The sequence below is a fragment of the Dactylosporangium sp. NPDC051485 genome, from assembly GCF_040682015.1.
Taxonomy (GTDB): domain Bacteria; phylum Actinomycetota; class Actinomycetes; order Mycobacteriales; family Micromonosporaceae; genus Dactylosporangium.
The window spans coordinates 1-13,874 of record NZ_JBFAZW010000127.1 but is presented as its reverse complement, the minus strand read 5'-3'; the positions used below and the strand labels follow the sequence as shown (position 1 = coordinate 13,874).

Annotated in this window: 7 protein-coding genes and 4 tRNA genes; 2 read left to right on the top strand and 9 right to left on the bottom strand. The window is 67.5% G+C overall.

What is annotated here, in order from left to right; translation table 11 throughout:
• Nucleotides 1-148: 148 nt before the first annotated feature.
• The 5 genes from AB0M46_RS44080 to AB0M46_RS44060 form a co-directional block, all read right to left on the bottom strand.
• Entirely contained in the window at nt 149-3,037 is a 2,889-nt protein-coding gene (locus AB0M46_RS44080) for a DUF3962 domain-containing protein (RefSeq protein ID WP_363346282.1), read from the bottom strand.
• Nucleotides 3,038-3,073: 36 nt separating this feature from the next.
• Nucleotides 3,074-6,562 (bottom strand): signal recognition particle, encoded by a 3,489-nt coding sequence (locus AB0M46_RS44075; RefSeq protein ID WP_363346280.1) that lies wholly within the window; start codon nt 6,560-6,562, stop codon nt 3,074-3,076.
• The gene (locus tag AB0M46_RS44070) at nt 6,555-7,712 is read right to left on the bottom strand and encodes a hypothetical protein (protein ID WP_363346278.1); all 1,158 of its coding nucleotides are present in this window, start codon (nt 7,710-7,712) and stop codon (nt 6,555-6,557) included. Before AB0M46_RS44070 ends, AB0M46_RS44075 begins: the two co-directional genes overlap by 8 nt.
• The gene (locus tag AB0M46_RS44065; RefSeq protein ID WP_363346276.1) at nt 7,684-9,375 is read right to left on the bottom strand and encodes a PD-(D/E)XK nuclease family protein; all 1,692 of its coding nucleotides are present in this window, start codon (nt 9,373-9,375) and stop codon (nt 7,684-7,686) included. Before AB0M46_RS44065 ends, AB0M46_RS44070 begins: the two co-directional genes overlap by 29 nt.
• 510 nt (nt 9,376-9,885) lie before the next feature.
• Nucleotides 9,886-9,957 (bottom strand) — tRNA-Val (locus AB0M46_RS44060).
• A 74-nt stretch (nt 9,958-10,031) separates the two neighbouring features.
• On the opposite strand from AB0M46_RS44060, the gene AB0M46_RS44055 reads away from it, so the two are divergent.
• Entirely contained in the window at nt 10,032-11,069 is a 1,038-nt protein-coding gene (locus AB0M46_RS44055) for an SAM-dependent methyltransferase (RefSeq protein WP_363346274.1), read from the top strand.
• Here AB0M46_RS44055 and AB0M46_RS44050 read toward each other — a convergent pair.
• The 4 genes from AB0M46_RS44050 to AB0M46_RS44035 form a co-directional block, all read right to left on the bottom strand.
• On the bottom strand, nt 11,066-12,532 hold the full coding sequence (locus AB0M46_RS44050; RefSeq protein WP_363346272.1) for a beta-N-acetylhexosaminidase: 1,467 nt from the start codon (nt 12,530-12,532) through the stop codon (nt 11,066-11,068). The two genes, AB0M46_RS44055 and AB0M46_RS44050, sit on opposite strands and share 4 nt — an antisense overlap.
• A gap of 59 nt (nt 12,533-12,591) precedes the next feature.
• Nucleotides 12,592-12,668, bottom strand: a tRNA-His gene (locus AB0M46_RS44045).
• A 79-nt stretch (nt 12,669-12,747) separates the two neighbouring features.
• Nucleotides 12,748-12,819: transfer RNA gene (locus AB0M46_RS44040), tRNA-Gln, on the bottom strand.
• 6 nt (nt 12,820-12,825) lie between these two features.
• A tRNA-Pro gene (locus AB0M46_RS44035) sits at nt 12,826-12,898 on the bottom strand.
• Between the two features lie 470 nt (nt 12,899-13,368).
• Between AB0M46_RS44035 and AB0M46_RS44030 the strand changes: the two genes are divergently transcribed.
• Nucleotides 13,369-13,725, top strand: coding sequence for a GntR family transcriptional regulator (locus AB0M46_RS44030; RefSeq protein WP_363346270.1), 357 nt, complete (start codon nt 13,369-13,371; stop codon nt 13,723-13,725).
• The last annotated feature ends 149 nt before the right edge of the window (nt 13,726-13,874 follow it).

The window sequence follows — 13,874 nt, the reverse complement described above, 5'->3', positions numbered from 1 at the left end:
AGCGGTCGCTGCTGCGGCGGTCCACTGGCAACTGCGGTAACCGCTGGGGACGCCCGTTCGAGCCTGGTTCCTGGTTCGTCGACACGCTCACCGACCGCATCCGGGCGCCTTGTCAAGCAAGGCGCCCGGACGGGCTAAATGCGGGTCGTCAGAACTCCAGATCGAGTGCCAACTGAAGGTCGCCTTCGGGTTCAGGCTGCTCTTCGGGGTCTACGCCATCGTCCTCGAGCGTTTCGTCGGCAGGCAGGGCGTACTCGTTGGCGAGTCGCGCCACATGCAAGATCAACGGTCGGCCGAGAGCTGCCCGGTAGTCGTCGAAACAGTGGCGTTGCTGGTGAAGGAACCCGGCCCAGATTGCGGGATCTTCGCCCATCGGGTAAGCGACTACCGCGAACTCGAGCAGTTCGGCATTCCATGCACCCTTGGACGGATCGAGATAATTCCTTCCGCCTTCCTTCTTATCCCCGTCGGGGCTTGGATCAGCCTCTGTCTCGTCCGGTTCGTTCGCTTTTCGAGAGTCGTTCTTATAGTGCGGTGTAAGTTTGGCGAGGTCGATGCCGATCCCGCTGTGCGTGGCTGGTTTGTCGACAGTGCTGTAGAAGACGCGGGTCTCGGCGGTGTTCCCAGTGCCGTCGTCGCGTCGCCAGAGGCCGTCGGAGACGCCCACGCGGTCGCCGTCGAAGGCCCACGCTTCTGGCGTCTCGAGCCGGTCGCTGCCGCCGATCCTCACCAGCCTGATTTTCTTGCCGAAGAGGCCGATCCGCTGCGGTCTCATGTCGCCGAGCTGTAGTTGATCGGGCAGCATGTGGGCGTTTTGTATCGTCGGTAGCCGGTATCGGATGTTGTGGGCCTCGGTCACGACGAGGGTCTGGGTGTTGCGGAACTGGGTCAGCGTGCTGCGGATGAAGGCAGCAAGGCGTTCTTTCTGTTCGTCTTCGTTGGCAGGGCTTGCGCGGTAGTTCGTGCCGGCGAGGTGCTTGAGTAGGTCGGGATAAGGCATCCACTTGCTCATGCCGTCGGCCTTGCCCATGATGTGTTGCTGGCCTGGTCGGATCAGGACGGCGATGGGTACGAAGACCTGGTGGGTGTTAGTGTCGTCGCCGCGGCGCTTGACGATCCAGAAGGCGAGTTGCTGGAGGTCATCGGGGATGCCTTCCTTGAGGCGGTGCAGGGGGACGAACCGGACGCCGAGCTGACGGAACCCGTCCAGCCAGGCCGCTTCGGCTCGATGTTCGTTGTTCGTTTCGTCCTTGTCCGGTTTCTTGCCGCCTACGAGGTCCGGCTGGATGAACTGGCTGACCATGTTTGCGTCGGCGCAGCCCATCCGAATCGCAAACTTCGGGTCGGTCGTGCGGACCTTGAACTTCTTGGGGCCTTCGAGTTCGACGAGGGTGAGCTGAGGTGTGTCGCCGACCTCCTCGGCGAGGTCTTTCAGGGTGGAAGCGACGAGTCGTCGGCGTTCGCGGATGTGCTCGTCGTGGTTCTTGCCAGGTTTGGGGTTGGTGCCGTTGCCCAGCGGTGCGCCGAGCTGGCCGAGGCGGCGAGCGTAGATCTTGAGAGTGAGGCCGTCGGCGGACCAGGTCCATGTGTCGCCGGCGGCGGGCTCTCGGGGCGGTAGGTCCAGCAGCCGTTCGACGGTGTTCAGCAGGCGGTCACGCATGCCCTTGCCGTCGGCCTGGTAGAGCAGGACGACGGAGAGTTGACCGGTGACGGCGTCCGCCAGCTGCTGGCGGCGTGCGTGAGCGTTCTCCTTCGCGATGACCGTGTTGGAGGCGTGGGCGGCTTCCTGTTTTGGGGCGAGTTCCTGGAGTTCGGTCTCGGTCATCGACGGTTTGGCTTGAGGCACGCTTTCGAGCTCTTTGAGGCTTTTGCTTGCCTTGCCGCCGATCACGACGCGGGTCAGTGGCTTGTCGAGTACGAAGTCTGGCTGAAGGCATCGGCCGATCCAGTCGGTGAGCCGGCTGCGTTCGGCGGGCATGAGGCCGGGGCCAACTTCGTGGTCGGGGCCGCGCATGGTCGTGTGGTACGTGACGGCGGCGGTGACGCCGTCACGGCCGAACATCCACGCCTCCGACTTGCGGGCGAGTTGCTCGGGAGGCGGGAGGTGTTCGAGCGCGGCGACCCGGGTGAGCAGTTGGCCCGGTCCACCCTGGCGCCAGCCCATGTCCTTGGTTCCTGGGTCCCACAGCAGGTGAGCGACCGCGAATTTCTGCGGTGTGAGTGCGCCGACAACGAACGGGCTGGTCGACAGCAGATAGGTGGAGGCGCCGAACCGGCCTTTCGTGTGGACCTCGCCGGTGGTCCAGCGGCGGATACCGGTGTCGACGTGCAGTCGCATGGTGGGGTCGAACGGCGTGGTGCGCAGCGCGATTTTGATCGTGGCGCTGTAGTACCAGGTGCGCATGTTGGCGCCCCTGCCGGTGTGGTGTTCCAGCGGTGGCCAGGAGATGAGTTCGGCGTATCCGTTGACCGGGTTGACCGCAACCTGCCGGAATCGCACGCTGCCCTTGCAGTGCTCGTACACCTGGCCGGCGATGAGTGCGGCGGCGTGGTCGGGTAGCAGGCTGAACAGGTGGGGTTCGGGGACGAGGGTGTTGCCGTCGGAGAGCTTGTGCGCGAGGAGGTCGACGGGCTTGGGCGCCCACTTCAAGGCCGTCGCGGCGTCGAGTTTTTCGATGGTCGGCAGGATGAGGGCCTTGCCGTCGTCGCTTTTGGGAAGGTCGTGCAGCCAGGCGTTGATGAAGGTGCGCAGGATCTGCTCGGGGAAGGGTTTCGTGGCAAACAGCCAGGGGTTGCCTTCTTCGAGGTTGGCCCGGGTGGCGGTGGAGACGAGATCCGGTGCGGCGGTGCGCAGAAGCGCGTTGAGGCGTCCGATGGGCACCTGTTTGGCGCGAGCGCGTGATTCCTCACGCCATCCCGCGGTGTAGAGGTCGAGGATTGGACGTCGCCAGGAGGCAGGGAAGGTAAGAGTCTGCAGCGGCAGGATGAGTTCGCGGGCCGCCACGAACGCTGCTGGCTGGGTGTAGTCGTAGCGCATCAATGGCCTTTCTGAGCCGTGTCCGAGGCGGAGCGTCTAGTCCATGTCGCGCAGCGCGCGGTATAGCGGGTCGTAGAGAGCATCGACCAGAGACCGGTCGATCGGGCTGATCGAGGAGTCGGACTCGAAGTAGGGCTTCAGCTCGTGCAGCATGCTGGTGAGCAGGCTGGTCGCCGGGGTGTCGTCTCCGGAGAGGCCGGCCTCCCGGGGCGAGAATGCGCCGTCGACGAAGTACACGCGGGCGGCGACGCCCCCGCGGACGAGTCGCCCGATGACCTGCCAGATGACGACGAGCTGGTCCCAGGTGAATGCGGACTTCTCGTCCGGGGGCAGGCTGGTCCACGACAGGCGGCGGGTGAGGAAGCGGTGCCACTTCTTGGCGGCGGTCGCCCGGAATTGACGCCCGGCGGCGTCGAGACTGCCAGCGGCCAGCACGGTCTGGGTGAACCGGCGCCCGGGCCCGCGGACTTGCCGAACCGCCCAGTCGTTGATCGCTTGGGTGGCCAGGGTGATGTCGTCGGGGCGGTGGTGAGGGCGGGCGAGGAAGTACACGCTGCCGATCGCCGCCTTCCCGCCCGGGACCACGATGTTATGGCCGCGTTCGACGGCCAATAGCGGGGCGATGAGCAGTTGCCCTCCGACGTCGGGGAACTGGGTCAGCTCGCCGCGGCGTAGGTACAGCTGCCGGTTCTCGGTGGGGAGGTTAGACCAGGAGTGGTCGAGGTCCGTGTCGTCGGACACCAGGACCGTGACGTTGCCTGCCCATTCCGGCTGGCTGTTGAGGTAGTTGCCGGCGCGCTGCGCTTCAGCGTAGCTGCCGACCAGCAGGAGGATCCGGCGTCGCTGCGGGTCGTCGATCTCGTCAAGTTCCTGGTGCAGCAGCGAGGTCGCGCCGACCAGGCTGCGGTCGGGTACAGCCAGCTCGTGCAGCATCTGTTCGAGCTGTTTGGGCCGCTGCTGTGGGTCCGCGCCCGACAGCCGCAGTGCCGTGGTGACGCCCGGCGGGTAGAGGAACAGCTTGCGGAAGATGCTCTCCTTGATGGCGGCAACTTCGCTCTCGTGTGGCCGTAGGACCGCGTCCACCTGCGCGTGCACGTGGTAACGGCTGGAGGTTCCGGCCCAGCTGGTGGCCGACATCAGCAGCACATGCGGGCCGGGCCGGTTGTCTACGGCCGGGATGTCGGCCAGCTCCAGCAGCAGTTCGCGTCCGACCCCGTTGCAGCGGAAGAACCGCAGCTCACCGCTCTGATCGCCGTCCTGGTTGCGGTCGCCGGTCTGGAACTGGAAACCAAGAACATTACCCATGGGAGATTCGGGGACCACCGGCATGTAGTCCCTCGGCGGACGGCGGGAGAGCACGTTGGAGGTCGATTCGAGGTTGAGCGCCGCTTCGACGCGGGGCCACAGGGTGGTCACGCGGTCGAGGCGGTGATGGAGCACGGCCAGGACAAGGGTGAACTCGAATCGGTGCAGGTTGGCGTCCAGGTCACCGGCGACGGAGGCGTTATTTGGCACCAGCCCACGAAGAAGCTCCTTGAGCCGTTCGCGCGTGTACTGCCGGGCAAAACCGCGGGGAGTGTGCAGGAGCTCGGTCGCCATCGCCACGAGCGCGTTGACCAGTGAGACGTCCTCGTCCTCGGTGCCGCGGGGACGCTGTTGTGAAAGCGGCGCGTCACGGAAGCGGTTCAAGATGTCTTCCACTCGCTGGAGCCCGGCCCGCTGGGTGGCCAGCTTGCCTCCGTCATCGGTGTCGGCGCGCTGGTCTTCCTCGCTTCGGGGGCGGCCGCGCAGGTCGGGGAACCACTCGTTGAGTAGCCACTGGTGCAGGGTCATCGCGCTGAAGTAGTCCTGGACGATCCAGCGTCGCAGCGGCTCGTCGTTGATCAGCATGGAGTAGATTCGGTCGGTTGCCGCGATGACCGTGTTGAGGGCGTTGGTCCAGTCGTCGATCTCGTCGCTGGACAGCTGAAGCCGGCCCTGGTTGGCCAGCTCGGTGAGCTTGTGTTTGCCGACTTCGTCGAGCCACGACTCCGCACCGCGGGCGACCAGGGTGGCCGCCGGTGCGAAGGCGGTGTCGAGCTGCATCTGCACCCGGTCGGCCTCGTCGACGACGATCAGGTCGCTGCGCCGGCAGGCTTGCTCGAGATATCGCAGGTTCTCCACGTTGAGATGGCCCGGGATGCGGCTGTGCACCAAGGATGCCGGTGTGGCCACCCAGATCTGCGCGTCGACCAGGTCGCGGGCGGCGCTATGCCGGGGACACGCGGACCACAGCGGGCAGCCGTGACGCTTCGGCTTGGTCGGTTTCCGGCGGCGCCGGAATCCGCCACCGTCGAGGTCCGGATCGGTGTCGTGCTCGATCTCGGCCTTCTCGACCTCATCCGCACTGTGTAGGGCGGTGCACGGTGCGGCGCTGATGGACAGCGCCCGGCGCGCTTCGAATCCGCGCAGGGCGTCCAGCGGGCAGGCGCTGGATAGATGAGCGAAGCCCGGGTTGTCGTGGTTCAGCATGGTCTGTGTTGCGGACTCGCTGCGCCGATGGAGCCGCTGGATGTTGCGTTCGAGCGTGGACTGACCCAGGATCGGCGCGGCGCGCACTCCGAGACGGCGGAATTGTTCGGTGATGGTCAGCACCTCGGCGACGTCGCCGACGACGATCGTCGTGCGGCGCCGATCCGCCGGTTCCTTTCGGGTGGCGAGTTGGTACGCCAGGATGTCGCGGATCGTGGACTTCCCTGCACCGACCATGCCCACCATGTTCATGAGCCGGTCGATGCGCAGCTGAGGGTGCGGCAGAAACGCCCCGGCCGCCTCGTCCCGCAGGAGTAGTTCCACCCGTTTGAGACGCGTGACCCAGTCGTTGGCTTTACCCGGTGTATCGGCTTCCGCCTTGTCCATCTCGATGGCGGCATCTTCCAGCTCGGCCATGGTGACGGCGATGGGCTCGCCTCTGCCAGGGGGCAGGCCGTCGAAGCTGTGCCCGACCTGCGGCTTCGGGGTGACGAGGCCGGCGGGGATGTGGACGGAATGACGCTGATCGCGGACGTAGAACAGGTGGTCGCCCTCGCCGGCGATGGGCAGTTCACGTCGTTCCACCGGTGGGGGCTGGGTCAGCAGCCGGAGATAGACCGCGTCACGGTCGTGTGCGCGCGACGGCTGCAGCCGCTCGGGCAGATCGTCGGGAGTCTCGAACGTGTAGCCGCGCAAGAGGATGTCCACCTCAAGGTACGCCGCCAGCGCGTTGCGCCAGGTGTATCGGCGGCTACGGTCCCAGAGGAAATGCCGGGCCCGGCGAATCATGAGGCGCGCATCGGTGCTGCGGACGTCGCCGAACGCTTCCTCGTACGGGTAGCCGCTCAGCAAGGTCCAGACGTCGCCGACCGGGCGCATCGGCATGATCTGAGTGCCCAGGTAGATCGCCAACTCGACATCGAGCATGTCGCCGATACTGAACCCCGCACGCGGGGTCCAGACCTCGCGCAGCTCATCGGATAGCTCGTTGTGCCAGCTGCTGCGGTCACGCATCGAAGGCCCCCTTTATGGTGGCCTTCTGCAGCTTGGTGAGCGTGGTCGACACCATCCTGAGGAACGCCTTGTCACTGAGCAGGGTCACGTGCTGCTTGACCTCGGGCGGGCAGTAGTGATCGAAGACGATCTTGTAGTCATCCCGGTCGTCGAACCGGTACTGCGGAACGACGAGGAATGCCCGGTCGTAAGGCGGTTCGGGCCGGAATACGGTGGCGCGGTATCCGAGCAGGGCCGGGTTGGCTCGGTCCTTGACGTCGATGGCCCACACCTGCCGGTTCGGCAGCGTGATCCGCAGGTCGTACGCGTCGCAGCCTGGCCACATCTCCGGTACCAGTCCCTTGTCGATGAGCTTCTTCTCCAGGTCGACCTCGGCCAGGCCCGGGCCGGTGATGAACATGCGAAGCGGTGCTCGCAGCTGGTAGACCCCGCTGGTCAGGCGATCGTCAATGAACTGGTCCGGTGTGGCGTGCGCTTCGCGGCGGCACCGGTCGAGCTCACATCGCCAGGACTGCTCGTACGGCTTGAGCAGACAGCGGCAGCGGGCGCAGGTGGCGAAGAGTCCGTCGTTACCGCGATAGGCGGCTGGGGCCGGCTCGTAGCAGCGGTTCACCGTCTCGAGGACGATGCCGAGCGCGGGCTCATCGCCCATCAGGGTTGCCTTGTCAAGCCCGGTCAGGACCGGCCTGTTGACCAGGAGGTATCGGAACGCGGTGTAGGACTTGGGCGATCGGGCGGCCTCGCACTGGGCGAAGACACTTCGGATGACTTCGTTCTCGAACAGCTCTGCCGCAGCGTCGGGGGCAGCAACCTCCCACTCATAGCACAGCTGCGTCGGCACACCCGTCTCCGCGTCGACGAGGAACTCGTCCAGGTTCTCGGCGTCTGCGGGCAGATCGAACGGCCATTCCCCGATCGGCTTCGTTGCCGCCCAGCGCGCCATGTCGGCGACGCTGGCCGGCGGTGGAACCGCCTGCTGGAGACACTGCAGGACCAGGTGGTTGTACGCCTTCTGCACCTTGTCGGAGTAGATCGGATCCGGTGACCTGACGTGCCGGGACAGATCGACCAAGGCGGTCGCGACCATGCGCAGCAGCGTCGCGCCGGTGAAGACGGACAGATCAGGCGGGCTGTTCTCGGTCAGCACCACAGGCGGTCTCCTGAGAAGACGGCGGCGGACTCGACTCCGCCGCACTTGGACACCACCTACTTACAGGACAGGTACGACACTTTTCCCCCGGCGAGGCACGGAAGGTGGAATCCTCCCGCCACGGGAGCGCCATTTCCCGCAGGACGGAGTGGGCGTGAGCGAGCTGCTGCGGATCGGCAGGATCGATAAGGATGAGATCTGCACCGGTCGGCTGGAGGATCTCCAACTCGACCCGCGCCCCGTCGACCGGTCCGCCGATCAAGCCCTTCCCGAGGATGGCGGTTGCCAACGCGACCTGCGGATATTCGGCAACAACGTCGCCGCCCATGCGGCGACGTCGGGTGGTTTTGGTCTCCCGCCAGACCCAGGCCCCGTCGTTGCGATAGACGAGGTCAGGTTTAGCGGCCACGAGTGCCTGGGCTGCCGTGTCGTGAAACACGAACGTCTTCTCAATTGCGAAATCCGACGTACCTGGCTGTATTGGGCAAACCACCGGATGATGCGCGAGCATCCGCAGGCCGGCCTCAGCAGCGTCCGCGTCGAGGTCCCAGCGCGAATCGGGCCAGCCCGTATCCATCGGCATGTCCAGGTCCTGGCAGGGCTCGCTCGACCGCGCGTGCAGCGTCTCCAGGTAGTGATGAACCGCCTGTCCGAGGCGCGCCGGCATCGCGTACTCATTGGCCTTCGGCAGACGCAATGCCCGAAGATGGTACTGAGCAGGGCAGTCCATGTAGTACCGCAGGTCGCTAATCGACACCTCGCGCAGTCTTGTACGCGGATACGACCGCAGCCCCAGCAGCCCGGGCGCTCGGATCACCTCGCCGCAGGACAGCAACATCCGGCACTTGAAGCAGTCACCCGGGCGCCGCGACTGACCACGAATGACCTGGCCCGCCGCGGGCCGACCGGCCTGCTCATACAGAGCCGCGGCCTCATCCACGCTGCCATCAAATGAAACCGACCGCGTCCCATTGACGAGGTCAACGTCCGCAACGCGAACTCGAGACACCGGCTCGCGAGGTCGGACAGCGAATTTGCCTTCCCACTCCTCCGGCCACCTGGCGGGTCGGCCAAGAGCAGCTGTGTACGCCGCAACCGCGCGCTCGACCTCGCTTCGCTGACGGGCACGCGCGTTGCCGAGACGAGGCACACGAATTTCCCGCACGGCATCGTCAACTGATCGATATCGGCGGCCCCACGTCCACAACTCCCTTACGCCCTGATCGACGTGCTGCACGACCCACCAGTCGGCCACCGGCACCATCGTCTGAGCCGCCTCCGACGCAGCGAGATAAGCAACCACGGCTTCGCTGACAAAGGCCGCCACGCCGTCGTGCGGAGAATGCTTCAACAGCACCGCGGTGAGCGCGCTATCGACCGGTTGAAGGTCGAACTCCACACAGTCCAGGACCTCCATGACCAGCTGCACCGGCACAGGCGGATTGTCCCGACGAGGCCAGGCGACCGGCTTGAGCGCGGGACGCGACTTCACCGCTAGATACAAGGCACATCCGCGCTCGACCTTCGCAAGCATGCTCGCGGCGACCCGAATGGGCGACACACTGCCGACCAGTTCTGGTGGCACCGCCCAACCGCTGGGAAGTGGCACGGCCTCGGGCGCCCTTTGAGCAGGAACGGCAGACAGCAGCTGGTGCTGATCCACCGGCACCAATCTATCGTCTTCTGACATCCCGCTCCCGGAACGAAGGCAACCACGCGTCCCGCCGCGCGTAGCGTAACCAACGGGCAACCGGAATCACACACCCGAAAGTTGAAGTTCATGCGCAAACGGACACCACCATCCGCATCAATCACGCGAACGCCCTCCCGGCGTTGTCAACGGTCAGGACGGCCGCACGCGACGCCGGGTACCGACAACTCGGGCGACGGCGACGACCAGCCCGCCGCCACGGGCTCGGCGTTGAGTCAACCGACGGGGCGAGACTGGGTGTCCGAATCCATCCGCGCGGCGCGTTATGCCCCCTCGCGTTGGGTGGCCCGTCGTGGAGGCTAGGGGCCTCGCACACCTGCGCGCGAGCGAGGCAACACCTGCCGGATGACGTGGTGATCTGTGCCACCGGCTGGGGCTGGGTCCACGGTCAAATGACGGTCAAAGAATCTTGAGGCCAGATCCGTGACTTCCGGATCTGGCCTCTGACCTGCTACTTCGCGGTGGGCGATACTGGGATCGAACCAGTGACCTCTTCGGTGTGAACGAAGCGCGCTCCCGCTGCGCCAATCGCCCGCGGACGCAACTCTACCGCATGGGCGGACCGGGGCGCGACTCGGTATCCCCCGTGTCGGTAGGGTGGGGGGTCTATGGCGCCGTATGCACTGCTTATCCTGCCCTCCAGTAATCGCGTGTACGCCGACTCCGCAGTCGAGCTCACCCAGGCCGAACTCCGGGCGTTCGACCGGGGGGTGCTCGGCGGGCGGCTGGCGGAGATATCGGCGACGGGTATCCACGGGGTGCCCTACGTGACGTTCGAGGCCGAGGGGCTCACCGGCGAGGAGCTGGCGGCACTCGGGAACCTCTCGGCCGGTTACGCGCTGTTCGAGCGCGTCGGCGAGCTGTTGCGGCCCGTCGCGACGAGCAAGCTCGATCGGTTTGACGATGATCTGGTCACGATCCTGAAGTACCAGGGGAAGACCAATGAGCAGTTCACCAAGCTGCTGCTGAACGTCACCCTGCTCGCGTCGGATTTCGCGGGGGAGATGCTGCAGCGGCGGTTCCGGGTGTTTGATCCGCTCTGTGGGCGGGGCACGACGCTCAACCAGGCGCTGATGTACGGCTACGACGCGGCCGGCATCGATCGGGACCAGAAGGACTTCGAGGCGTACTCGGCCTTCATCCAGACCTGGCTCAAGCGTAAGCGGCTCAAGCACAAGGCCGAGGCCGGGCCCGTGCGGCGGGAGCGGCAGGTGGTCGGGCGGCGGCTGCGCATCGAGCTGGCCGCGGACCGCGACGACTACAAGTCGGGGGCCACGCAGCAGCTCGACGTGGTCAACGTCGACACCATGCGCTCGGCCGAGTTCTTCAAGGATGCCTCGTTCGACCTCGTGGTGACCGACGCGCCGTACGGGGTGCAGCACGGCAGCCGGACGGCCGGCAAGGGGCTGGCCCGCAGCCCGGAGGACCTGCTGGCCGAGGCGGCGCCGGTGTGGGCGCGGCTGCTGCGGCCGGGCGGGGCGATGGGCGTGGCCTGGAACACGTTCGTGGCCAAGCGCGAGGTGGCCGCTGCGCGGCTGGCCGAGGCGGGGCTCGAGGTGGTCGAGGACGAGCCGTACCTGTCGTTCCGGCACCGGGTGGACCAGGCGATCCTGCGCGACATCATCGTGGCGCGTAAACCCCGTTAGGGCCAGGGGATCTCCGGGTCGGGGTGGAAGCCGATGCCCTGGTACGTCCACCGGGGACCGTGGGCGGCCAGCCGGGCTCGGCACCCGGTCCAGTCGCGGGCTGGCTGCGGCGACCAGGCCAGCTCGGCGATCGCGGGCAGGCGGGGGAAGGCCAGCAGGTCGATGCCGGCCTCGGTCGCGACCGTTTCGGTCCACAGTGGAGCCTCGACGCCGATGACGTCCGGGGCGCCGGGCAGGCGGGTGGCCGGATCCCAGTCGTAGGCGGTGTGGGTCGAGACGTGGCCGGCCCAGTCCAGGCCGATCGGGGTCTGCGGGGTGTACTTCATGTCGAGGTACACCCGATCGGCCGGCGACAGCAGGATGCGGTCGCCCTGCGCGATGGCGGCCCGCACGTCCTCGTCGGGTTCGGGCGTGTGGCCCCAGTACTGCACGATCCGCCCCGGCTCGCGCGCGGCCGGGCCGATCTGGTGCCAGCCGACGACCGTCTTGCCCAGCGCCGTGACCATCGGCTGCACCTGCCGCAGGAACTCCAGGTAGTCCGCCGCCGGCGTGTTCTGGGCCTCGTCGCCGCCGATGTGCAGGTACGGCCCCGGCGTCAGCGCGGCGACCTCCTCGAGCACCTGGCGGGCGAACGTGTAGGTGACGTCCTTGCCCACGCTCAGCGTGCTGAAGCCCACGTCCACGCCGGTGTAGGCCGGGGGCGCCACGCCGTCGTCGTTGAGCTCCGGGTAGGCGGCGAGCGCGGCGTTGACGTGGCCGGGCATGTCGATCTCGGGCACGATCGTGACGTGCCGCGCGGCCGCGTAGCGGACCAGTTCGGCGTACTGCGCCTTGGTGTAGTGGCCGCCCGTCCCGCCGCCGACCTGCGTCGCGCCGCCCACGGTGGCCAGGCGCGGCCAGGCGTCCACCGCGATGCGCCAGCCCTGGTCGTCGCTCAGGTGCAGGTGCAGGACATTCATCTTGTACCGCGAGAGCCGGTCGACGAACCGCATCAGCACCTCGACGCCGAAGAAGTGGCGGGCCACGTCGAGCATCGCGCCGCGGTACCCGTACCGCGGGCGGTCGGCGATCCGTCCACCCGGGACGGTCCACGGTCCATCCTGGACGGTCCGTGCCTCCACAGTGGGCGGGAGCAGCTGCAGGAGCGTCTGGACGCCGTAGAACAGCCCGGCCTCGGCCCGGGCCGTCACGACTATGCGCCGCTCGTCGATCTCCAGGACGTACGCCTCGGGCGATGTCTCGGGGATCTCGGCGAGGACGAGCTCGATGCCGTGCTCGACGGGCCGGTCGGCGACCGGCAGCGGGAAGCCGGTCGCTGGCCGCAGCGCCTCGGCGAGGTATTGCCCGGCGAACGCCGGGCCGGACCGGATCGTGGCGCCGGGCCGCAGCGTGAAGTGGACGCCGGGGGAGGGGGTGGCCTCGGCCGGCACCGGCACGACGGCAAGCTCGTCGATCGTCAGCACGCCCCTTATGGTGCCAGCGTCCCGCTGTCCCGGCGCGCCGATCGACCGGGTGTCCGTTATGGGGCGATCACCGGGAGTCGAACCCGGACCTCCAGAGCCACAATCTGGCGTGCACAAACCCGTACACCATGACCACCATTGCGCTCCCCCGGAACTAGCAGCCTTGCGATGAACAGTCGCCTGCTCAGCCGATTGAGCTACCGGGGAATATGCCGCTCCCTCGCATGGATTCGAACCACGTCTTCGGCGTCCAGAGCGCCGCGTCCTGCCGATTGGACCACGAGGGAATGCAGTCGGGAACCGGGGAGTCGAACCCCGCACTTCCTGGTCCCAGGCCAGGTCCGGTCACCGCGCCGGTCGTTCCCGAAATGGGTGTACAACAAAAGAAGCCCGCCCCGGAGTGCGGGACGGGCGGCCGGGAAAGGCCTATACCCGTCGCCGTCGCGGCTGATTCTGATGCATCATTTCCGGCTCCTCGGTTCGTCCGTCCGGCTGTTCACGAACGACAATACGAGGGGCGCCAAGGCCGCGGCAACGCAATTTCCGGGCGAGCGGCAGATCGGCCGGCCGGACAACGGTCGCGGCAACGCCATTGGCGGACGGGCCCGCATGCCGGCGAGCGGCAGATCGGCGGACGCCGGCCGCTTGCGCAGCGCCGCGATGGCCGGCAGCCCGGCCCGAATCGCCGTCAGCCTCGGCGGCGACGGCACCAGCCCGAGCTGGCTGCGGGCCAGGCGCGCCAGTCGCCCCCCACGCCCCGAGGTGTGCGTCGCGGCGTGCGGGCCCGCGGCGGGGCGAACTCGTCATCGAGGTCGGCCCCCGCCTACATTGAGGGGGTGATCGTCGTCGACGCGGCCTCGACGGTGCCGCCGTACGAGCAGCTGCGCGCCCACTTCGCGACCCGGATTCGCGAGCACACCCTGGCGGTGGGTGAGCGCCTGCCGACCATCCGTAGCCTGGCCGCGGAGCTGGGCCTGGCGGTCAACACGGTGGCCCGCGCCTACCGCGAACTCGAGGACGCCGGCCTGATCGAGACCCGGGGCCGGGCCGGCTCCTTCGTCTCGGCCGCCGGCTCGCAGGCCCTCGAACGGGTGCGCCGGGCCGCCGCCGACTACGCGGCGGTGGCCTCCGCCGCCGGCCTGCCCCCGGCCGAGGCCCTGAAGATCGTCGAGGTCGCCCTGCGCCCGTTGTAGCCGCGCAGGAGCGGGCGCTCATCTGCGGGTCAAGGGGCCCGCCGAAGCCGGCCGGCGAGCCGGCGATGGTCGGGCGATGCCGCTACAGGCGGGTGCGCTGCGGAGGGCCGCGGAGCGACGGGGGCGGGGGGGAGACGGGGACGGCGCCG

What these genes read in the sequence shown, in the direction of transcription:
- AB0M46_RS44075 (WP_363346280.1), bottom strand. Translation starts at nt 6,562, where the DNA reads ATGCGTGACCGCAGCAGCTGGCACAACGAGCTATCCGATGAGCTGCGC.
- AB0M46_RS44080 (WP_363346282.1), bottom strand. Translation starts at nt 3,037, where the DNA reads ATGCGCTACGACTACACCCAGCCAGCAGCGTTCGTGGCGGCCCGCGAA.
- AB0M46_RS44055 (WP_363346274.1), top strand. Translation starts at nt 10,032, where the DNA reads ATGGCGCCGTATGCACTGCTTATCCTGCCCTCCAGTAATCGCGTGTAC.